General features: G+C 68.6%; 17 protein-coding genes. 7 read left to right on the forward strand and 10 right to left on the reverse strand.

The features are described 5' to 3' along the window. Positions 1–3: 3 nt before the first annotated feature. From AB0I82_RS05580 to AB0I82_RS05590, 3 genes are read right to left on the reverse strand one after another with little or no spacing between them, the layout of a single operon-like run. Positions 4–1,005, reverse strand: a complete 1,002-nt coding sequence (locus AB0I82_RS05580; RefSeq protein ID WP_363255770.1) for an ABC transporter permease — start codon at positions 1,003–1,005, stop codon at positions 4–6. Continuing rightward, positions 1,005–2,723 carry an ABC transporter substrate-binding protein gene (locus tag AB0I82_RS05585; RefSeq protein WP_363255771.1) on the reverse strand — a complete coding sequence of 573 codons (1,719 nt, stop codon included), beginning with the start codon at positions 2,721–2,723 and terminating at the stop codon, positions 1,005–1,007. Before AB0I82_RS05585 ends, AB0I82_RS05580 begins: the two co-directional genes overlap by 1 nt. A 55-nt stretch (positions 2,724–2,778) precedes the next feature. Continuing rightward, complete coding sequence (locus AB0I82_RS05590) at positions 2,779–3,795, reverse strand: ABC transporter permease (RefSeq protein WP_363255772.1); 1,017 nt, start codon at positions 3,793–3,795, stop codon at positions 2,779–2,781. Positions 3,796–3,969: 174 nt separating this feature from the next. Here AB0I82_RS05590 and AB0I82_RS05595 point away from each other — a divergent pair, with 174 nt between their 5' ends. Both AB0I82_RS05595 and AB0I82_RS05600 read left to right on the forward strand, forming a co-directional pair. Further along, positions 3,970–5,448, forward strand: coding sequence for a chlorohydrolase family protein (locus AB0I82_RS05595; protein WP_363255773.1), 1,479 nt, complete (start codon positions 3,970–3,972; stop codon positions 5,446–5,448). 111 nt (positions 5,449–5,559) lie between these two features. Then, positions 5,560–6,222, forward strand: a complete 663-nt coding sequence (locus AB0I82_RS05600) for a GntR family transcriptional regulator (protein ID WP_363255774.1) — start codon at positions 5,560–5,562, stop codon at positions 6,220–6,222. 34 nt (positions 6,223–6,256) lie between these two features. Here the strand turns inward: AB0I82_RS05600 and AB0I82_RS05605 are convergent, their stop codons facing one another. Then, a complete protein-coding gene (locus AB0I82_RS05605) occupies positions 6,257–7,738 on the reverse strand; it encodes an NCS1 family nucleobase:cation symporter-1 (protein ID WP_363255775.1) in 1,482 nt (493 codons plus the stop codon). A 293-nt stretch (positions 7,739–8,031) separates the two neighbouring features. On the opposite strand from AB0I82_RS05605, the gene AB0I82_RS05610 reads away from it, so the two are divergent. After that, positions 8,032–8,877, forward strand: a complete 846-nt coding sequence (locus AB0I82_RS05610) for a nitrilase-related carbon-nitrogen hydrolase (protein ID WP_363255776.1) — start codon at positions 8,032–8,034, stop codon at positions 8,875–8,877. A 4-nt stretch (positions 8,878–8,881) separates the two neighbouring features. On the opposite strand, the gene AB0I82_RS05615 is transcribed toward AB0I82_RS05610, so the two are convergent. Genes AB0I82_RS05615 through AB0I82_RS05635 form a run of 5 tightly spaced genes read right to left on the reverse strand, consistent with a single transcriptional unit; the run spans position 8,882 to position 15,456 of the window. Then, positions 8,882–10,552: an alpha-amylase family glycosyl hydrolase gene (locus tag AB0I82_RS05615; protein ID WP_363255777.1), complete on the reverse strand. Its 1,671-nt coding sequence runs from the start codon at positions 10,550–10,552 to the stop codon at positions 8,882–8,884. A 52-nt stretch (positions 10,553–10,604) separates the two neighbouring features. Continuing rightward, positions 10,605–11,486 carry a carbohydrate ABC transporter permease gene (locus AB0I82_RS05620; RefSeq protein WP_363255778.1) on the reverse strand — a complete coding sequence of 294 codons (882 nt, stop codon included), beginning with the start codon at positions 11,484–11,486 and terminating at the stop codon, positions 10,605–10,607. Continuing rightward, positions 11,483–12,418, reverse strand: a complete 936-nt coding sequence (locus AB0I82_RS05625; RefSeq protein ID WP_363255779.1) for a sugar ABC transporter permease — start codon at positions 12,416–12,418, stop codon at positions 11,483–11,485. The genes AB0I82_RS05620 and AB0I82_RS05625 overlap by 4 nt, the downstream gene beginning before the upstream one ends. 27 nt (positions 12,419–12,445) lie before the next feature. Continuing rightward, positions 12,446–13,777, reverse strand: coding sequence for an extracellular solute-binding protein (locus AB0I82_RS05630; RefSeq protein WP_363255780.1), 1,332 nt, complete (start codon positions 13,775–13,777; stop codon positions 12,446–12,448). An 11-nt stretch (positions 13,778–13,788) separates the two neighbouring features. Continuing rightward, positions 13,789–15,456, reverse strand: coding sequence for a glycoside hydrolase family 13 protein (locus AB0I82_RS05635; RefSeq protein WP_363255781.1), 1,668 nt, complete (start codon positions 15,454–15,456; stop codon positions 13,789–13,791). A 92-nt stretch (positions 15,457–15,548) separates the two neighbouring features. On the opposite strand from AB0I82_RS05635, the gene AB0I82_RS05640 reads away from it, so the two are divergent. Beyond that, on the forward strand, positions 15,549–16,778 hold the full coding sequence (locus AB0I82_RS05640) for an ROK family protein (RefSeq protein ID WP_363256089.1): 1,230 nt from the start codon (positions 15,549–15,551) through the stop codon (positions 16,776–16,778). 120 nt (positions 16,779–16,898) lie between these two features. Here AB0I82_RS05640 and AB0I82_RS05645 read toward each other — a convergent pair whose 3' ends face one another. Then, a complete protein-coding gene (locus AB0I82_RS05645; RefSeq protein ID WP_363255782.1) occupies positions 16,899–17,513 on the reverse strand; it encodes a helix-turn-helix domain-containing protein in 615 nt (204 codons plus the stop codon). Between the two features lie 182 nt (positions 17,514–17,695). On the opposite strand from AB0I82_RS05645, the gene AB0I82_RS05650 reads away from it, so the two are divergent. The 3 genes from AB0I82_RS05650 (at position 17,696) to AB0I82_RS05660 (ending at position 21,762) form a co-directional block, all read left to right on the forward strand. Further along, the gene (locus tag AB0I82_RS05650; protein WP_363255783.1) at positions 17,696–18,985 is read left to right on the forward strand and encodes an MFS transporter; all 1,290 of its coding nucleotides are present in this window, start codon (positions 17,696–17,698) and stop codon (positions 18,983–18,985) included. Positions 18,986–19,005: 20 nt separating this feature from the next. Beyond that, entirely contained in the window at positions 19,006–20,280 is a 1,275-nt protein-coding gene (locus tag AB0I82_RS05655; RefSeq protein ID WP_363255785.1) for a family 1 glycosylhydrolase, read from the forward strand. Positions 20,281–20,361: 81 nt separating this feature from the next. Then, a complete protein-coding gene (locus tag AB0I82_RS05660) occupies positions 20,362–21,762 on the forward strand; it encodes a hypothetical protein (RefSeq protein ID WP_363256090.1) in 1,401 nt (466 codons plus the stop codon). Positions 21,763–21,766: the final 4 nt, after the last annotated feature.

The raw sequence follows: 21,766 nt of genomic DNA on the forward strand, positions 1-21,766 counted from the left end.
CCATCAGGCAACCCTCACTCGCGGGTCGATCACCGCGTAGGCGGCGTCGACCACAACGTTGGCGACGATGATGAAGAACGCGGCCATCATCGTGATGGCCATGGTGACCGGCAGGTCACCGGCCTGCGCGGCGCGCACCGCGGTGAAGCCGATGCCCGGCACCGAGAAGATCTGCTCGGTGAGCACGGCACCGCCGAGGAGGAGACCGATGTCCAGGCCGAGCATGGTGACCACCGGGGTGATGCCGGCCCGCGCACCGTGCCGGAACACAATGTTCCGCCGGGACAGGCCCTTGCTGCGCGCGGTGCGCATGAAGTCCTCGCCGAAGGTCTCCAGCATGTTGCCGCGGGTGACGCGGATGTACTGCGCGCTGAACAGCACCGCCAGCGCCACCCAGGGCAGCAGATAGTTCAGGAACCAGCCGCCGGGACCCGCGGCCCCGAACGGTGAGGCGATGTCGTTGGTGGTGAACGGCAGCACATTCAGGGTGCTGACGAAGAACAACAGCAGCAACAGGCCGGTCACCGGGATGGGCAGGGACACACCGATGGAGGCGGCACCGACGATGAGCTTGTCGGTGAAGCGGTTCTTGCGCAGCGCGGCCAGCAGGCCCAGGCCGACACCGGCGACGGTCCACAGCACGATCGCGCCGCTGGCCACCGACAGCGTGTACGGCAGCGCCCGCTCGATGATGGTGGTGACGTCCTCGTTGGTCTGGAACGACTTGCCCATGCACGGCCAGGAGCACAGTGTGTCGGCGCCGGGCGCACCGACCATGCGGCTGCCCACCAGCCCCGACATGTAGTCGACGTACTGAACGAGGAACGGCTTGTCCAACCCGAGGGCGACCCGGGCCTCGGCGATGCGGTCAGGGGTGCACTCCTGACCGCAGGCCGCCGCGGCCGGGTCGGCCGGGCCGAGCTGGAACAGGCTGAACGTCACGAAGCTGATGACGACCAGCAGGGCGATCATCGCGGCGAACCGCCGCAGCAGGAAGCCGGCCATCAGCGTTCGACGCCGACGATCGACAGGTCGATGGCGCCGAAGAAGTACCCCACCTGCGCGTTGCGGACCTTGGACCCGACCACACTGTTGGTGAAGCTGCGCACCAGCGGCACCAGCGGGTAGTCCTGCATTGCCCGGTCGAAGAGGGTCGCCCACTTCTTGCCCAGTTCTTCACTGGAGCCGTTGGCGCCGCGCAGCTCGTACATGTCGCGGGAGATCTTCGGGTCGAAGTAGCGCGGGATGTTGGAGAACCCGTAGGTCTTACCGTCCAGGCTCGGCCCCAGGTTCGGGTCGATGGTGGTACGGACGGAACCGCTGTCCGCGCCGCCGCACCAGCCGCTGCGGGCGATGTCCGGCATGTGCTCGCCGGCCAGCACGGTGTAGTAGTTGGCGGCCGGGATGGGGCGCAGGTCGAGGTCGATGCCGAGCTTCTTGAGGTTCTGCTGCAGTGTGGTGCCGACGTTCTTGTACCGGGAGGTGGCGTCGGCGTATCCGTACACCAGCTTCTTCGGGACCTTTCTGCCGTCCAGCAGCTTCTTGGCCTCGGCGAGCTTCGGCTTGCCCGTCGGGTCCAGGTCGGTGTGCTGCTTCACGTATCCGCGTTGGGCCGGGTTGATATACGACTGGGCCAGCTTGCCGAAGCGGTTGCCGCCGTACTGCACGTGCATGGCGCTCCGGTCGACGGCGAGCGCGATCGCCTTGCGTACCTTGGGGTCCTTGATGGTCTCGGTGTTGAGGTTCAGCACGTCCGTGCAGCCCAGCAGGCCGGCCGCGGTGCGCTTTTTGATCTCGGGAGTGTTGAGTTTCGCGGTGTCGGACGCCTGGAGGCCGCCGGAGCTGTCCAGTGTGATCGCGGTGGGGTCCGAGTCGGCGAGCAGTTGCTGGCTGATGGTGGCCTGGGCGGTGGAGAGGCTGAAGGTGAAGGTGTCCGGCAGGGCCGGGCGGTTCGGGTCGGTTTTCGGGTCCCACTGGTCGTTGCGGACCAGCTTCATCGAGCGGCCCCGGTCGTACGACTTGATCTTGTACGGGCCCGACGAGACCGGGTGGTTGGTGTAGTCGAGCTTGGTGTCCTTGTCCTTCGGCACCGGCGCCGTGTTGGACCGCGAGACCAGGGCGGGGAACTCGGCGAACGGCTGCTTGAGGTGGAAGACGATGGTGCGGTCGTCCGGCGTGTCGATCGCCTTGAAGTCACTGTCGGCGTAGGGGCCCTTGTAGCCGTCATCGACCAGCGCGGAGTTCAGTTCCTGCGGCGCCTGGGTGTAGACGTCGCGTGCGTAGGTGCGCTCGACGCCGTACTTGATGTCCTTGCTGGTGATCGGCTTGCCGTCCTCGTACTTCAGCCCCTTCTTCAACCTGTACGTCCAGGTGAGGCCGTCGGCGGAGCGTTTGCCCAGGTCGGTGGCGAGGTCCGGCACGATCTTCGGCGGCTTGCCGGCGGTCTCCTTGGCCATGGTCAGGGTGCGGTAGTACAGCTGGCCCACGTTGGCGGTCTGCACGTAGTTGCTGTTTCCGGGGTCCAGCGTCTGGAAGTCCGCGGACATCAGGACGTTGATGTTGCCGCCCTTGCCGGTGAAGCCCTTGCCGACCTGTACGGGGTCGAAGGCGCCGGCGTGGGAGCGGGAGCCGGAACCGGGGGCGGGCTTGGGGCCGCCGCAGGCGGTGAGGGTCAGCCCGGCGGTCACCGTCAGGGCGAGCGCGGCCGTGGTGCCTCTGTTCACTGCGTCTCCTTGCGGATGGGTTGAGAGGAAGGCGCGTCGGGGTGGGCGGTGCGGCTCAGCCGCGGGAGGACTTGGGGTCCAGTGCGTCCCGTACCGCGTCGCCGAGGAGGTTGAAAGCGAGCACGGTGATCACGAGGGCGCCGGCCGGTACGGCCAGGAACCACGGGTCGGACAGGTACCAGTTGCCGGCCTGGGCCGCGTTGAGCATCTGACCCCAGGAGGGTGTGGGGTCCTTGACCCCGACGCCGAGGAACGAAAGTGCCGCCTCTGCGGTGATGTTGGTGGGGATCATCATCGTCGCGTAGACCAGCACCACGCCCATGACGTTGGGGATGATCTGCCGGAAGATGATGCTTCGCCGGGAGGCCCCGTAGGCCCGGGCGGCCTCGACGAATTCCTGCTCCCGGATGGAGAGCACCTGGCCGCGCACGACTCTGGCCAGGTACGCCCAGCCGAAGAAGCCGAGGATGATCACCAGTGAAGTGATCGGCAGCAGGCTGCCCTCGTCGAGCGCCGTACCGCCCAGCCGGGACTGCATGATCGGGGTCAGTGACAGCACCAGGAGCAGATGCGGGAAGGCCAGGAACAGGTCCATCACCCGGCTGATCACCATGTCGACCTTGCCGCCGAAGTATCCGGCGGCGGCGCCGAGCACGGTGCCCAGTACCACCGACACAACGGTGGACAGCAGCGCGATGGTCAGCGAGATCCGCGCACCGTATGCCAGGCGGGCGAAGATGTCCCGGCCGAGCCCGGGTTCGAGGCCCAGCCAGTGCTCGCCCGACGGGAAGCGGTAGTACGACAGCGGGAGGCCCGGCGTGTCGAACTCGTCCAGGTAGTCGGGCCCGGTCCGGGAGGTGTACGGGTCCTGGCCCTCGATGGCCACCAGTACCGGGGCCAGGATGGCGAACAGCACGATCAGGACCACCACGATCAGCGCGGTGACCGCGATCCGGCTGCGTCGGATACGAAGCCACGCCGTGGCGAGGAGCGACCGCGCGGTGGCGGCTTCCACGGTGGGCGGGGGCCCGGGCTTCGCGGCCGCGATGGGTGACTCATGCAGATCCGTCACGTCGGTCCTTCGGCGCTCGGGGCTTGGATGGCCGGGACGGTATACCAAAAAGCAGAGTTGTCACTAGGGTGCGGCGGAATTCTGTAAAAGCACTGGTGCTTTGCGTCCAGCACCTTCCGCTTCTGTATACCAATCCTTACGATGACGGCCCTGTCACGGTTCTCAGGAGGCCGTATGCGTACTCGTTGGCGTGCTCGCCATGTACTCGCTCACCAGGACGGCGGCCATGTGCTGCTGCGGGACGGTGAGGTGGTGTGGGAGGACGACGTCATCGTGTATGTCGGCCCGCGTTATGAGGGTCCGGTCGACGAGGATCGCGACCTCGGTGCATCGCTGGTCATGCCGGGCCTGATCGACCTGGACGCACTCACCGACATCGACCACCTCGTACTGGACTCGTGGTCGGACCCCGACCGCGGCCGCGGGCTGCAGTGGTCGCTGGACTACTTCACCCACCGCCGCCGCGACGTATTCACCCCCGACGAACGCCACACGATCCGCGAGTACGCCCTGGTGCAGCTCGCACTGCACGGCATCACCACCTACATGCCGATCGCCTCCGAAGTGCACAGCGCCTGGGCCGAGCCGTACGAGGAGCTCGTGGCGATGGCCGAGACCTCGCGCCGGCTCGGGCTGCGCGGCTACCTCGGGCCCGCCTACCGCTCCGGCGTCAACGTCGCACTGCCCGACGGCGGCCGGGACGTGGCATTCGACGAAGAGCGGGGCCGCGCCGGGCTGCGGGATGCCATTCGGTTCCTCGACCACCTCGACAAGCTCGCCGATCCACTGCTGACCGGCGTACTGCTGCCCTGCCGCATCGAGACCCTCACCGAGGAGCTGCTGCGCGAGACCGCGGCCACCGCCCGCCGGCGCGATGTCCTCGTACGACTGCACGCCCTCCAGGGCATGTTGGAACGGGAACTGACGCAACGTCGGTACGGCATGACGCCCATTCAACTAATGGAACACACCGGCCTGTTCGGCACTCGACTGCTGGTGCCGCACGGAGTGGTCGTGGACCGGCATCCCGATGTGTACGGCGAGGACCGGGGCGATCTGGCCACGCTGGCCCGCGCCGGGGTGTCCGTCGTGCACTGCCCGCTGACCTCCCTGCGGTACGGCTCGGTACTGCACTCCTTCGGCGCCTACCGGGAGGCCGGCATCAATCTCTGCCTCGGCACCGACTCCTTCCCGCCCGACCTCGTCCGCGGCATGGACGTCGGCGTCCACCTCGCCAAGCTCGCCGACGGGCGGATGGACGCGGCCCCCGCCGAGCAGTACATCGAGGCCGCCACGCTCGGCGGGGCCCGCGCCCTGGGCCGTACCGACCTGGGCAGGATCCAGGCCGGCGCGCAGGCCGACCTCGTCGCCTTCGACATCGGCGACATCCGCGACGGCGTACAGGACGACCCCGTCCGCACCTTCCTCCTCAACGGAACCGCCCGGCAGGCCACGGACTCCGTGGTCGCGGGGCGTCCCGTACTCGTCGACCGCACCCTCCCCGGCGTCGACCTCGCCGCCCTCCAGGAGCGGGCGCAGCGCCTGTTCGCGCGGATGCGGGCGGCGTACGGTGAGCGCGACATTCTGCGCCGGGACGCGGACGCACTGTTCCCGCCGACCTTCCCGCCTTACCGGGACGGGCGTGACCGGTAGGCGTACCAGCGCCCATCCGCGTTCCGTTCGTCGCTACGCCCGTAGAATGGCAGGACAACACCGTTGGTATACCGAAAGGTGTTTGTCAGGCCGTGAGGGGAGAATCTGCGTATGGCAGGAGCAGTTGGTGCCGAGTCGGAAGCGGTGCGGGCAGCACGGCAGATCCGTGACGACATCCTCGACGGTGTCCGCCTCCCGGGGAGCAAGCTCGTCGAGCGGGACCTCGCGAACGAGCTCGGGGTCAGCAGGGTGCCGGTGCGGGACGCGTTGAAGACGCTCGTCGCCGAGGGGCTGGTCACGCCGCGCCCCCGCACCTGGGCCGTCGTACGGGAGTTCACGCCGTGCGACATCGCCGATCTCAACGAGGTGCGCTCGGCGCTGGAGGTGCTCACCTTCAAGCTGGCGGCGCAGCGGTACACCCGTGAGGGGCTGGCACGGCTGCGCGCCACGCTGAACGCCGAGTTCGACGCGGCGCGCTCCGGGGACGCCGTGGCCGCGCGCCGGGCCGCCGCCGACTTCCACGAGTGCGTCATCGAGTTGGCAGGCAACCATCTGCTCAACGAATTGCAACTCACCCTGCGCAGCCGGATGCGCTGGCTGCTGGGCCAGCACGACGACCTGCTGCGGGTCGCCGAGGAGCATCAGCGGCTGTACGACGCGGTCGCGCAGCGCGATGTGGCCGGGGTCGAGCAGCTCGTACTGCGACACCTGGTAACCGGGCGGCACCTGCAGGACGCGCATCGCGGCGGGGACAGTGTCCCCGCCGCGCGCTGACCGAGCCTCGGACTGACCGGGCCTCGCCTCGTATCTACTCGGCGTCCACCGCGATGCTCTCGCCGTCGACATCGCGGATCGGCGCCGCACGGTCCGCGATGACCGCGTACAGCACGGCGGCGAGGATGGCGCCGATGAACCAGGAGAACCCGGCGACGGCGTGGAACGCCGGTACCAGGGCGACGACCACGGCGATCGCGGCGCTGGGGACGAAGGCGGCGACGGCACGCGGGTTGTAGCCGCGACGGTAGTGGTACTCGCCCTGCGCGTCCTCGGTGTACAGGTCGGGCACGTTCACCCGGGACTTACGCAGCAGCCAATAGTCCGCCATGATCACACCGAACAGCGGTCCGAGCAGTGCGCCGAGTCCGCCGAGGAAGTAGTTGACCACGACCGGGCTGTTGTAGAGGTTCCAGGGCGTGATGACCAGGCCCAGGACGGCGCTCACCACGGCGGCCCGCCGGAAGTTCAGCCGGCGCGGAAAGAGATTCACCAGCGCGTAGATGGGCGCGACGAAGTTGGCCATCAGGTTCACGGCCACCGTCAGGGCGATGAGCGCGAGGGACGCCGCCGCCAGCAGGAACATGTTCGGGATGGTCCGGACGATGTCGGTGGGGCTGGTGATGACCTGCCCGTCGAGCTTGAACTGGGCGCCACTGAGGACGGCCACGATGACGGCGAAGAAGAGCATGTTCACCGGGATGCCGACCACGTTGCCGCGGACGATGGAGGTGCGGCTCCTGGCGGACCGGGTGAAGTCGCAGAAGTTCAGTACGAACGTCCCGTAGATCACCACCCACAGGGCCGCGGCCTGCAGCACCTGCAGCCACATCGCGCCGCCGGTGAGCGGCGAGTCGATCGACATAGAGATCGAACCGTCCGCCCTGATGAACATCCACACCGCGAGGGCACACATGGTGATCAGCGTGGTGGGCGCGGCGAACGCCATGTACCGGCGGATCATCTGCATCCCGTAACTCGCGATCACCACCTGCAGGGCCCACAGCACGAGGAAGGTGATCCAGCCCAGCGTCGACTGGCCGAGCAGGGAGTTGGTGTCCAGGCTGTGCAGCCCGGGGAACATCGCCACCAGCAGGGCGCTCAGGACCACGGCGGCGAGGTAGGTCTGGATACCGAACCAGGCGATGGCGACGACACCGCGCACCGCGGCCGGAATTTTGGCCCCGTTGATGCCGAAAGCAATGCGGCTCATGACCGGGAAGGGGACGCCCGTCTTGTGCCCCATGAACCCGGAGAGGGTCAGCAGGAGGTGGAGCAGCACGGAGGCGATGGCGAAGGCTGCGAGGATGCCCCAGACGCTCAGCCCGAGCGCGAAGAGACCGATGGCGAAGGCATAGTTGCCGAGGCTGTGCACGTCATTGGCCCAGAGGGTGAAGACGTTGTAGGCGCCCCAGCGGCGCCCTTCGCGCTTCGTCGGGGCGAGGTCGTACGTGTAGAGGCCGGTGCTGACGGCAGCGCCGGTCTCCACGGTCGACCGGTCATCCAGGGCAGTCATGGAGGCTCCTGGGATCAGGGGGCGGGAGGCGGAGGGATTTGTAGGTTTCCACAAAGCGAAAGCTGATTTCCGTTTCGCAGAACGTAGATTCCGCCACTCGATAGAGTCAAGGGTTCGCCCTGGTCCGCCGAGTTTTTGTATACCAAAACAAAACCCCCAACAAGGGGTTGCTTTCTACGCGCGGGTGTGATGCAGTCGCCGAACCTGCTCACCTTCCCCGCCCGACTCGCCCGCCCCGTCACCACCCGCCAGACTGGAAGCATCCCTGCCGAGCGACGCGAGGAGCGGACCGCATGAGGGTGGCGCTGGCCCAGACGGACTGCGTGCTGGGTGACGTGGACGCGAACCTCGCCCTGGCTCGCGAGCAGGCCCAACTGGCCGCCGAGCAGGGAGCAGACCTCGTTGTCTTCCCCGAACTGAGCCTGAACGGCTACCACTTGGGGGCACTGAAGCGGGACACCTCCATCGAGGTGCGCGATCCGCGGCTGCTGGAGCTGAGCATGTACGGCCCGGACGTCGTCGTCGGCTTCCACGAGCACACGAGCCTGCGCGCGTACAACACCGCAGCGCACTTCGCCGACGGCGCGCTCACGCACACGCACCGCAAGCTGTATCTCCCCAACTACCTGGCCTGGGAGGAGCGCAAGCACGTCAGTCCCGGCCAGTCACTGCGCGCGTACGACCTCACCAAATCGCCCACCGGGGGCCGGGGCGCGACACTGATCTGTAACGACGCCTGGCAGCCCGCACTGCCCTGGCTCGCCGTCCAGGACGGCGCTGAGGTCCTCTTCGTACCCACCAACAGCGCGGCGAGCCTGGACCCGGAGGCGATGGACACCACGCTGTACTGGGACACGCTGCTGTCCTATACGGCGAAGATGCTCCAGTGCTGGGTGGTCTTCGTCAACCGCGTCGGCAATGAGCACGGCGCCTCGTTCTGGGGCGGCTCACGCGTCGTGGACCCACGCGGCACGGTCGTGGCCCAGGCTCCGAAGTGGGAGCCTGCCCTGGTAACGGTCGACATCGACCTCTCCGAGGCCCGCCGCCAGCGCCGCGCCGTCCCCCTGGTCGCCGAGGCCCGCCTCGGCCTCATCGCCCGCGAGGTCCAACGCCTCATCAACGAGGGCGGCGACAGCTGACCGCTCACCGAGCGCGCAGCCACGCCGTGGTGTTTCCGGGGAGCAGTTCCCCTTCTATGGGCGCACTGCTGAGCAGGAGCTCGCCTTCCGGCAGGCGTACGGGCTCGTTGCCGAAGTTGGCGATGCAGTGCCACTGGTCGGGGCCCTGGTCGGCGCGTCGGAAGTGGAGGACGTCTGCCGAGGCGGTGTCGATCCAGGTGAAGTCCGCGCTGGTGTTCAGCGTGGCGCGCAGGTGGATGGCCCGGCGGTAGAGGCTCAGCGTGGAGTCCGGGGCGGTGGCCTGGAGCGCGGCGGCGTGCCGGGCGAACCACGCGGGCTGTGGCGGGCGCGCCGACCCGGGCCCGAAGCCGAAGGACGGCCCGTCCGCCGTCCACGGCAGTGGTACCCGGCACCCGTCGCGGCCCTTCTCGCGCCCGCCGGACCGGGTGGCGATCGGGTCCTCCAGTACCTCCGGCGGCAGGTCCCCGACCTCGTGCAGCCCCAGCTCATCGCCCTGGTAGATGTACGTCGAGCCGGGCAGCGCCAGGTTGATCAGGACCGCGGCTCGGGCGCGCCGCTCGCCGAGGGCGCGGTCGAGTGCGGGCTCGGTACCGTCCGTCAGCAGCCACTGGTGGGCCACCTGCACGGCCGAGCGTTGCGGGTGCGCGGGCAGCCCGTACCGCGTGGCCACCCGCGGCGAGTCGTGACAGCCCAGGAGCCAGGTCGTGGTCGAGCCGCTCTCCCGGGTCTGGGCCAGCCCCGAGTCGATGGCCGTGCGGAAGTCCGCGGACCGCCAACCCGCGTCCTGCATCTCGAAGTTGAACGCCTGACCGAGGCCCTTCGCCGAGGCGTAACGGGCCCGCCGGGTGGGGTGGACGCATGCCTCGGCGACGGCGAAGCGCGGCGGCTCGTACTCGTCGAAGACCCGGCGCCACTCGGCGTAGATCTCGTGCACCCCGTCGCGGTCCCACAGGGGGTGCGAGCCGTCCGTGTGCTGATCCACCGCCGCGACCTCCGCCCAGGGGGCGAAGGGCTCGGACAGGTCCTTGACCAGGCCGTGGGCGACATCGACGCGGAAGCCGTCGACGCCCCGGTCGGACCAGAAGCGCAGGGTTTTCAGGAAGTCCTCGCGGACCTCATCGTGGTCCCAGTTGAGGTCCGGCTGCTCCTTGGCGAAGTGGTGGAAGTACCACTGTCCGTCGCCGACCGGCTCCCAGGCGGGGCCGCCGAAGCCGGATTCCCAGTCGTTCGGCGGCCGCTCTCCGTCGGGCCCGAGGCCGTCGCGGAAGAGGTAACGCGCTCGCTCGGGCGAGCCGGGCCCTGCCGCGAGGGCCGCCCGGAACCACTCGTGCCGGTCGGAGGTGTGGTTGGGCACGATGTCGACGATGACCTTGATGCCCGCCCCGTGCAGCGCCTCGACCATGGTGTCGAAGTCGTCGAGCGTGCCCAGGCGCGGGTCGACATCACGGTAGTCGTCGACGTCGTACCCGCCGTCGGCCAGCGCGGACGGGTAGAACGGGCTCAGCCAGACCGCGTCGACGCCCAGCTGCGCGAGGTAGGGCACCCGAGAGGTGATACCGGCGATGTTGCCCAGCCCGTCCCCGTCGGTGTCGGCGAAGCTGCGGGGGTAGATCTGGTAGACGACGGCGTTCTTCCACCAGTCGCGGCCGGCGGAATCGGTGGTCGTATCGGGCATGCCGAGCTCCTGTAAGGGGTGCGGGACGGGAAGACGAAAGGAAACCGGAGCGCTACTTGATGGCGCCGCGAGTGACACCCGACATGACCCAACGCTGTGCGAAGAGGTACGCGATGAGTGTGGGCGCCATGGCCATCAGGTACGAGGCGAAGGCCACGTTGTAGTCCGAGGAGAACTTGAGCTGGAAGATCTTCTGTACCACCGGGATGGTCTGCAGCGAGGGGTCGCCGATGATCAGTGACGGCATCATGAAGTCGTTCCACGACATCAGGAAGGCGAAGATGCCGACGGTGGCATTCATCGGGGCCAGCAGCGGAAAGATGATCTTCCAGAAGGTCTGCCAGGTGGTGCATCCGTCGATGCGTGCGCTCTCCTCCAGTTCGTACGGGACCGAGCGCAGAAACGCGGTGTAGAGGAGCAGGTTGAACGAGATGCCGAACAGGATGTGCAGTACGGCAACGCCGAACGGGTTGTCCAGGCCCACCATGGACGTCAGCTTCACCTGCGGCAGCGCCACGACGGGGAACGGGATGAACATCGCGGCCAGCAGGTAGAAGTACGACCAACGGAACAGCCGGCGATGCCAGTTGCGCGCGATCGCGTATGCCGCAAGCGAGGAGACGATCAGCTGGCCGGCCACCGCCAGGGCGCTGATCGTCAGCGAGACGGCGAAGGCTCTGGGGAAGTTGGTGAGTTCCCAGGCGGCCGCGAAGTTGCCGAATTCGAAGGGTGCGGGCCAATCGAGTCCGGTTCCCGACGCCGCCTGCCGGCCGGTCTTCAGCGACATGGTGATCGCGAAGTAGATCGGGATCAGCACCGCCAGGGTGCCCAGGACCAGCAGGCCGGTCTGCACCCAGTTGATCCGGTGCTCTTCCTTCGGGGCCTTGAGGTGCCCCTCCGCGCGCGGGGTGATCGTGGGGTCGAGTGCCGTCATGACAGGTTCACCTCGCGGTTGCGCACGAACAGCAGCTGGAGCAGGGAGACAGCGAGAGTGAAGACGAAGAAGACCACGGCGTTGGCCATCTGGAAGGCGTACTCGCCACCGTCGAAACCACTGAAGATGGTCATGGCAACGCTCATCGTGGCGGTGCCGGGGCCGCCGTTGGTCAGGCCGACGATGATGTCGTAGGCGTTGAGGAAGCCCTTGAATCCCAGGATGGTGTTGATCACGACATAGCCGATGAGCAGCGGGAACGTGATACTGCGGAACCGCCGCCAGCCGCCCGCGCCGTCGAGTTCGGCCGCCTCGTACACCTCCTTCGGGATGGCCATGAGGCCGGCCAGATAGATGATCAGGGCGCTCGGTGTGGCCTGCCAGGCCGTCACGATGACCACGGCGAGCCACGCCCAGTTCTCGTTGGCGAGGATGCTGCTCTGTCCGGCGGTCCAGCCCAGTTGCGTCGCGAGTGCCGGGGCCGCGGTGGAGAAGAGGTAATTGAAGACGTAGGCGATGACGATGCCGGAGATCACCATCGGGATGAAGTAGATCCCGCGCAGGCCCGTCTTCCATTTGATCCGGCCGTTGAGGCCGATGGCCAGCAGCAGGGCGACGGCGTTGACCACCACTGTTGTGACCACCGCGAACCAGATGGTGAAGCCGTACGACTCCAGGATGCGCGGGTCACCCAGCATCGAGGTGTAGTTCCGCAGGCCGATGAATTTCCAGTCACCGAAGCCCGCGTAGTTGGTCAGGCTGTAGAACATGCCCACCAGGCCGGTCAGCGAGATGAACACGGTGAACAGCAGGACGGCGGGGACGAGCATCAGGTAGTAGGTCCGGTCGGCCTTGCGGCGCCGCGCGGTGGCCGGGCGCGGTGGTGCGGTGGTGCTGGCAGGGCGGGTTCTTATCGCTGCCGGTGCGCTCATCGTTGTGTTTCCTTCCGGGTCACCACGTCACAGGCTGCGCTGGGCGTACCGGGCCCAGTCGTCGTCGAGCTTGCGCAGGAACGCGTCGGCGTTGCCGCCGATCAGCAGTTCCTGCAGGTAGTTGCCCAAGGGAATGGCGCCCGGGAAGTAGGTCCCGGCGCCCTGGTAGAAGCGGCCCGCATCGACGTACGACTGGATGCCGGCCACCCGTTCGTCGCGCATCGCGGGTGCGTTCCTGGTCGGGGACCAGGCGAGGTGCTTCGCGTTGTAGGCGTCCATCACCTCGGGCCGCATCAGGTACCGCAGGAACGCCGTGGCCGCGTTGTGTTCCGAGGAGGCGTTGGGTATCCACAGGGCGAGGTCGAGGTTGACCCGTACCTTGACGTCCTCGGGGTCCTCGGTCGCCGGCAGGGCGAAGGTGCCCAGCCGCGCCTTCGGGTTGATCTTCTCGACCTCCCCGATGGCCCACGGTCCTTGGAGGTACATCGCCGCCTTGCCGTGCGCGAAGGCGACGTTGCCGTCGTAGTAAGTACGGCTCGGGGCATCGGTGTTGGTGTACGACGCGAGGACGAGCATCTTCTCGACGGCGTCCTTGAAGTCCTTGCCGAAGGACACCTCGGCCCCCGGACCGGCCTTCGGCCCGAGCTCCTTGAGCCGGGTGAAGAATGCGGCGACATCGAGGGCGCTGCCCGAGACGTAGTCGAAGAGGCCCTGGGCGAGCGTCCAGGTCTCCTTGTACGTCTGCAGGACGGGCACGATGCCCCGGGCCTTGAACGTCTTGCATGCCCTCAGCAGTTCGGACCAGGTGCGCGGAATCTCCACGCCGGCCTTCTCGAAGAGGTCCTTGTTGTAGATGACGCCCGCCGCGGTGACGGAGTACGGCAGCACGCTGGTCTCGGACTTGTACTGCGCGTACTGCCCCACGAGGTCCTGCACCTCGGCGTCGATCCGGCGGGCCTCCGGGAGTCGCCCGAGGTCCGACAGCTCACCGCGGGCCAGGAAGTTCGAGGTCTCCAGGTTGTAGTTGTAACAGCCCAGGTCGGGAGGGGTGCCCCGGGCGAACTGCGGGGTCAGCGCCGCGGGCGTGGAGTCGTGTACGACGTACACCTCGGACTGCGCGCGGTGGAATTGCTCGATCAGCTGATCGAAGTACGGGATGGCCTCGGGCTTGTTCTGGAGGAAGCGGATGGTGGTGCGGCGGTTGTCGGACGAGGCGTATCCGGCGAGCAGTGCGCCGCCCGCGGCGGCACCCGCGAGGGCGCCGCCGAGCCGCAGGAGGCCGCGGCGGGAGAGGGAGTGCTGCGACACCGTTGTGGCGCGCGTGGCCGTTCTGGAGCGCATGGCTGTTGTGGTGCGCATGGCCGTTCTCCTCAGTCGGTGAGGTCCGAGTGGGTTTCCGCCGCGGCGGACGGCACCAGCCAGGCGGTCGTGTCCGGCGGGAGCAGCGGCCCGTCGAGCGGTCCGCTGGCGAGAACGGTGCGGCCCGGCGGGAGGGGCACCGGCGAGGTGCCGAAGTTGGTGACACTGACCCAGCCACCGGGGCGCTGGAAGTGGACGACCTCAGGCTTGTCGTCGACCCACGTCAGCGACTCGGTGGTCTGCAGACCCCGGCGCTCCGCGAGGGCACGCCGGTAAAAGCTCAACGTCGATTCGGCGTCGGCCTGTTGGGCCTCGGCTGAGAGCTCGGCGAAGCCGTCCGGCTGGGGCAGATGCGCGCCGCCCGGCCCGAATCCGTACGACGGTCCGTCCACCGTCCACGGCAGCGGGACCCGGCAGCCGTCCCGGCCCTTCTCGGTGCCCTGCGAGCGCTTCCAGGTGGGGTCCTGCAGGGCCTCGGCCGGCAGGTCGGCGACCTCGAAGAGGCCCAGCTCCTCGCCCTGGTAGAGGTAGGTCGAGCCGGGCAGTGCGAGGGCGAGCAGGGTGACGGCGCGGGCGCGCCGCAGTCCCTGTGCCAGGTCCGGCAGCGGGTCCGTGCCCCCGCTGAGCAGCCAGGCGCGCAGGTCGGTGCCGTTCGGCAGGGCGTAGCGGGTGGCGTGGCGTACGACGTCGTGGTTCGAGAAGACCCAGGTGGACGAGGAGCCGGAAGTCTGAGCGAGGTCGAGGTTCTGCTGGATGATCCGGCGGAAAGCGGCCGGGTCCCACTCGGAACGCAACAGATCGAAGTTGAAGGACTGGCCGAGCCCGTCCGGTGAGGCGTAGCGGGGGCGGCGGTGCGTGGGCACCCATGCCTCGGCGACGGCGGTGCGCGGCGGGTCGTACTCGTTGAACACCGCGCGCCACTGGCGGTAGATCTCATGCACCTCGTCGCGGTCCTGCAGGCGGTGGGCGCCGTCGGGGATGCCGTCCGAGTCGAGCTGGTCCTGGCCGGGCAGCGGCTCGGAGAGATCCTTGACGAGCATATGGGCCACATCGACCCGGAAGCCGTCGACGCCGCGGTCGGCCCAGAAGCGCAGGGTCGTCAGGAAGTCCTCGCGCACCTCGTCGTTGTCCCAGTTGAGGTCCGGCTGCTCGGGGGCGAACAGGTGCAGGTACCAGTCGCCGTCGCCCACCGGCTCCCAGGCGGATCCGCCGAAGGCCGCGGTCCAGTCGGTCGGCGGCTCCTCGCCATGGGGGCCGTTGCCGCGGCGGAAGATGTAGCGGTCGCGGGCCGGGGAGCCGGGCCCGGCGGCGAGCGCCTCGCGGAACCATCGGTGCCGGTTGGAGGTGTGGTTGGGGACGATGTCGACGATGACCCGGATGCCCGCGTCGTGCAGGACGGTGACGAGCTCGTCGAACTGGCCGAGGGTGCCGATACGGGGGTCGACGTCCCGGTAGTCGTCGACGTCGTACCCGCCGTCGGCGAGCGCCGAGGGGTAGAACGGGCTGAGCCAGACCGCGTCGACGCCGAGGTCGCGCAGGTGGTCCACGCGGGAGGCGATCCCGGGGAGGTCGCCGATGCCGTCGCCGTTGGCGTCGGCGAAGCTGCGCGGATAGATCTGGTAGACGACCGCCTGCCGCCACCACTGCCCCGTGTCCACCAGCTGATCCGTGTCCACCATCGCGAATCCCTTTCGATGGGCATTAAATCTAGGTACTAGATTTATTAACTGGCTGTAAGCTAGGCGGGCATCCGAAGGGGGTCAAGGGGTTGGTGGAGACAAAGTCGTCGGCGTCGACACGGCAGATCCGGGAGGCCAATCTCCGCGCCGTGCTGCACTGCATGTGGGACGCGGAGCCGGTCACGGGCTCCGACCTGATCGCCTCGACGGGCCTGACCCGGGCCACGGTCCACGACGTGTGCGAGGACCTGACCCAGCGCGGCTGGATCCACGAGGTGGAGAACCAACGCGAGCACGGCGGCTACCGTCTGGGCCGCCCGGCGCGGCGCTATTCCTTCCAGCCGATGGCCGGGGTGATCGTGGGCGTCGACTGTGGTCAGCGGATGGCCCGCGTCACGGTCGCGGATCTGCACGGCCACCCGCTCGCCCGGCAGGACCGCGCCTTCTCCAGCCCCGAGCACACTCCCGAAGAGCGCCTCGACGTGCTCGACCGGACGATCCACGAGGCGCTGACGGCGGCCTCGGTCACGCCCGATCGAGTACTGGCCGTGGCCGTCGGCGTCCCGGCCCCCGTCGACGCCGAAGGACGCACGGTCGGCACGGTCAACGAGTTCTGGGAGCGGATGAACCCGGACATCGCCCAGCACCTGACGCAACGTCACGGATGGACCGTGCTCGTCGACAACGATGCCAATCTCGCGGCGCTGGCCGAGGGCTGGCAGGGCGCCGGCCACGGGCTCAAGAACTACGTCGCCGTGCTCACCGGCGAGCGGCTCGGCGCCGGCATCGTGGAGGAGGGCCATCTTCTGCGCGGCGCCCGCGGCGGCGCGGGCGAGATGCGCTTCCTCGACCTGCTGGAAGGCGTGGGCAACGCGGACGGCCTGGCCAAACTGGCCCGGCAGTGGGCGAGGGAAGCGCTACGCGACCCCGAGGCCCACCCCGCGTCGTTCCTCCGTCAGCGGGCCCCCGAGGACATCGACGCCGAGGCCGTCTTCACGGCCGCGGCCGCCGCCGACCCCCTCGCCACCGAAGTGGTCGAACGCCTCGGCACCCGCTTCGCCCGCATCATCAGCGCCCTCGCCGCCCTCCTCGACACCGAACGCGTCATCCTCGCCGGCGCCCCCGCCGCCTCCTGCGCCCCGGTACTCCGCGTCATCGAACGCGACCTGTCGCAGCACGCCCACCCACCGCTCCCCGAGGTCGTCGCCTCGGCATTCGGCGACGAGATCGTCTCCGTAGGCGCACTCGGCCGGGCCCTGGACCACGTCCGCGAACACGCACTGGAGACGGAGCTGCCTACTCGGTCAACCGTGCCTCACTGAACTCAAGGAGCTCATCGAGGCCGATTTCCTCGGGCTCGCCGGACTGTGTCGTTCATCGTGCTTCCGCTTTCGGCGACCAGGGGCGGCTGACGATACCGCCAGGGACCAAGCGCCCCTGATTCACTGCGGGTTCCTGATGAGCTCCATGAACGCTTCGAGGTGGGCGGCCATGTCGATCGAGTCGTCGTAGAGCCAGGCGATCTGGATGCCCTCGATGAGGGACACGATCTGGCGGGCGAGGATGCCCAGGTCGAGCCCCGGCTTGAGGCGGCCGGCGCCGAGCTCGCGCTCCAATTCGGAGCGGATCGAGCGAACGAAATCGGTGTCCCTGCGGCGGATGAACGCACGGGCCGGGTGGTCCGGCCGGTCGGCCTCGGCGCGCAGGGTCACATCGAGCTGGATGACGCCGCGGATCCCCGCGTTGTGACGCATGACCTCGGGCACGGCCGCCAAGAGGCCACGATCGTCGATGAGCCCCTGACGCCACGGACCTTCGAGCTCTTCGCGGCGTACGAGCACCGCTTCGAGGAGTGCTTCCTTGGAGCCGAAGTGGTGCAGCAGCAGGGTGTGGCTCGTCCCGATGAGTTCCGCCAGCTGACGGACCGACAGGCTCTGGTAGCCCTGCTCCGCGAACGCCCGGAAGGCGGCGTCGACGAGCTCGGCGCGCTTGCGCTCCCCGTTGGCGTACGGGGCCCGCTTGCGGCTGCGGGCGGAGGTACGTGTCGCCTCTGCCATCCCAGCCTCCCCTCCCCTCAGTTCCTTCTGCTGGCCCGTGCGGGCTGTACGTGAGGCTATCCCACCATTTTCTTTTCCACATTGGTCAAAAAGTTGGCCTCAACATATTCCACTCTGGTTCAGGTTGACCTACGGTCCTCACCCAAGGCCCGGCGCGGCGCCAGGCGCCGAAGGAGGAATCCATGAGTGGCTCCATGAGTGACTCCACACCCGCACCGCACACTGTTGTGGCGCGACCCGCACACATCCCGGCGCCCGCAGGACCCACGCGCCGGACGATCGCCCTCGTCCTCGCCGCGGCGGCAGGGATGTACATCATGGTGCTCACCCTGAGCACCGCCCTGTCGCTGCGCCTGGCGAGCATCGCCCCGGACGCGAAGGAGAGCAGCTACAGCCTCGCCGTCTCGGTCAGCGCGTTTGCGCTCCTCATCGCCGTCCCGCTCGCCGGCGCTCTCTCGGACCGGTCGACCAGCCGGTTCGGCCGGCGGCGCCCCTGGATCCTCGGCTGTCTCGTCGCGGCACTGCTGGGTACCGCCGTCATCGGCGCTGTCTCATCGATCCCCGTGATCGTCGTGGCCTACGTGGTCGCGATCATCGCCGCACAGGCCGCCTTCAACGCGTACAGCACGATCCCCGTCGAAGGACTCCCGGACGCGAAGCGCGGTCGGGTGATGGGGGTCATGGGCATGTTCGGTGCCTTCGCCATGTCGGGCGGCTCCTACCTGGCGGCTGCCTTCGTCGACGTACCACTGGTCATGATGACGGCGCCCGTCCTGCTCGCGCTCGCCCTCTGCCTCCCGCTGCTGGTGCTCTACAAGGACCCCGTACGCGACCGCAACGAGCTTCCCCCACTCGACCTCCAGGGGATCGCGAGGACATTCGTCGTCAATCCGCGCAAGCACCCGGACTTCGGCTGGGCGTGGTTGTCACGGTTCCTCGCGGGCATCGCGATGAGCGCGATGTTCTCCTACTTCGTCTTCTTCCTGATGGACGGCCTGCACATGTCGATCGGGGAAGCCGGACAGAAGGCGGGCACTCTCTCGCTCCTCTCGGCCCCGGTAAGCGTGTTGTTCTTCACCGTCTCCGGGTGGGCCTCGGACAAGATCGGCCGCCGCAAGCCGTTCGTCGTCGCCGCCGCGCTGCTCATGGCGGCCGGACTCGTCATCGGTGGCACCTCATCGACCTTCACGCAGTTCGTCGCCGCATGGATCGTCTTCTCCATGGGCCAGGCCATGTACCTGACCGTCGACATGGCACTGTGCGCCGCCGTCCTGCCCGACGCCCGCGACACGGGCAAGGACATAGCGGTCATCGCACTCGCGCTCAGCATTCCGAACATCATCGTTCCCGCCGCCGCGCCGACGCTCCTCGCGACCGGCGGCGGACACAACTACCCACTGCTGTGGTTCGGCGCCGCGGCGATCTGCGCGCTGGGCAGCTTCACCGTCACCTTCATCAAGGGCGTCCGCTGACGCGGCGCAGAGAGGAACCCATGACCGCCTCCCCCACTCCCTTCCCCGACGGCTTCCTGTGGGGTGCCGCCACCGCCGCGCACCAGGTCGAGGGAAACAACGTCAACAGCGACGCATGGCTGCTGGAACAGCTGTCCCACACGCCCTTCACCGAGCCCTCGGGGGATGCGATCGACCACTACCACCGGTACCGGGAGGACATCGCGCTCCTCGCATCCCTCGGCCTCACGAGCTACCGGTTCTCCCTCGAATGGGCGCGCATCGAGCCCGAGGAGGGGCGCTTCTCGTCGGCGGCGCTGGACCACTACCGCCGCGTCCTGGAAACGTGTCGGGAGTACGGCCTCCGAGCGGTCGTTACGTACCACCACTTCACCTCACCCCGCTGGCTCCTCGCTGCCGGGGGTTGGGAGGACCCGGGAACGCCGGAGCGGTTCGCGCGGTACTGCGACGTGGTCACCGCGCATCTCGGCGACCTCGTCGACGTCGCCTGCACACTCAACGAACCGAACCTCCCCTTGCTGCTCGCCGCCCTGGGCATCGGTGGCGAGGCCCCCGAGCGACGGGCGGACGTACCCGTCTGGGCGGCCGCGGCCGAACGCCTCGGCATCGCACCGCGACGGGTGGCCCCCTTCCAATTCACCGCTTCCGAGGCCGGTTACGAGGTGAAGCTCGCAGCACACCGCCGGGGAACGGCAGCCATCAAGGCACACCGCCCGGACCTGATGGTCGGCTGGACCCTCGCGAACTCGGACATCCAGGCGGCTCCCGGCGGTGCGGACCGTGCCGAAGCGGTCCGGCGCGAGGTCAACGAGCGCTACCTGCTGGCCTCCCGCGAGGACGACTTCGTGGGCATTCAGACGTACGGACGCACGGTTTTCGGGCCCGACGGCGTCGCCCCGGTCCCGGCCGGCGCGCGGACGAACCAGATGGGAGAGGAGATCTACCCGGAGGGGCTCGCGGCGACCATCCGCGAGGCGGCGGAAATCGCCGGTGTCCCGGTCGTTGTCACCGAGAACGGACTCGCCACTGAGGACGACTCGGAGCGGCTGGCCTACCTCCGCACCGCGATCGCCGGAGTCGCGGCGTGCCTCGCCGACGGGATCAACGTACGCGGTTACCACGCCTGGTCGGCGTTCGACAACTACGAGTGGGTCTTCGGCTACCGCCCGAAGTTCGGCCTCATCGCCGTCGATCGTACGACCCGGACCCGTACACCGAAGCCCAGCGCCCACTGGCTCGGCGAGCTGGCCCGCACGAACGGTGCCTCGCTCGCACCCCACCACCGAGCCGCATGAACAAACACATTGAGCAGACATCTCCCCGCCCAAGCCGTGCAACCTTTCGCCCGCTACACATGTCATGCTCGCGTGAAGAAAATGTTCCTTCCCCGCCGCACCCGCCGTGTCCTGCTCGCGCCCGTGCTGGCTTCCACTGCCGCCTTCGCCGCGGTGCTCGGTCCCGGTGCGCTGCCCGCGGCGGCCGCCTCCGACATGTTGTGGGTCTACTCCGACCCGTACGAGATGACACTGCTCGGTCCGTACGAGGACGGTTCCGGGGCGCCGTCGCAGACGCTGACGATCCTGGTCAGCCATGACAACACCAACACCACCGTGCCTGCCGGCACGCTCTCCGTGGACGTCTCCGAGATCGCCGCGTTCGCCGACGTCAGCTGGCCCGTGAACTGCCGGCCCGAGACGGACACCACCGCCACCTGCGACACCCCCGAACTGCCCGGTGGCGGCTACGCACCGGCCGCCGCGATCGAGCTGACCGCGAAGGCCGACGCGCCGGACGCGAGTGAAGGGTACGTGCGGTACACCGCCCATGGCGGCGGCATGACGTCCTGGCCGGGCGAGACGCGGGTCGCCGTCGGCAACGGCCCCGCACTCGGCGTGACCCAGGCCGCGTCCGTCACCGATCTGGCCCCCGGCACGCGCTTCGACGCCCCGGTCACCCTCGCCAACAAGGGCAACCGCACCGCGGACCGCACCCTCCTCACCCTGTTCACCTCCCGCGGGGTGAAGCTGCGCGGCCCGGTGCCGTCCAACTGCGAGTACAACGACACTCCCACCGGCCGTACCCTGCTCTGCACCCTCGACGAGAAGGCGGCGCCCGGCTCGTACCACACGCTTCCCCTCCGCTTGCGAGCCAAGGACAACGCACTCTTCGACCGCATCGACTACTCGGTGCAGCCCTACTCCGACCAGGCCCTGGACGAGCAGCGCCACGGTCAGGTCTTCACCTCCGGAGCCGGTGACGAACTCAACCTCTCCCCCGCACCCGCGACGGACGAGGAGACCGACCCGTACCGCATACTCTCCGTGCGGGCGAAGAACACCGCCGACTACCGGCTGACCGGCTCGCAGATCACCGGCGCCGCGGGCGAGACCGTGCAGGCGTCGGTGGCGGTGCGGAACCGCGGACCGGCCTGGGTCGCCTCCCTGTCGGCCGGTGACCCGGCCGCTACGGTCGATGTGAACATCCCGGCCGGGACCACGGTCACCGCCAAGCCGGAGAACTGCGAGGCCCGGACCGCCTCCGGCGGCTACCGCGGCGAACAGCTGGGCGCGCCGCGCTACCGATGCTTCACGCCCCTCTACCTGACCGAAGCCGGTACGGAATCCACCCACCGCTTCGTCTTCGACCTCCGCATCGGCGAGGTGATCCCCGGCTCCAGCGCCACCGCTGCCATCTGGAACGACGCCTACGAGCCGCCCGTCCGCGCCTTCGACCCCAACCTAGCCAACAACGAGTCCCGCATCGTGGTGAACCCGTAAGCGG

Source organism: Streptomyces sp. NPDC050315 (assembly GCF_040655775.1).
GTDB lineage: Bacteria > Actinomycetota > Actinomycetes > Streptomycetales > Streptomycetaceae > Streptomyces.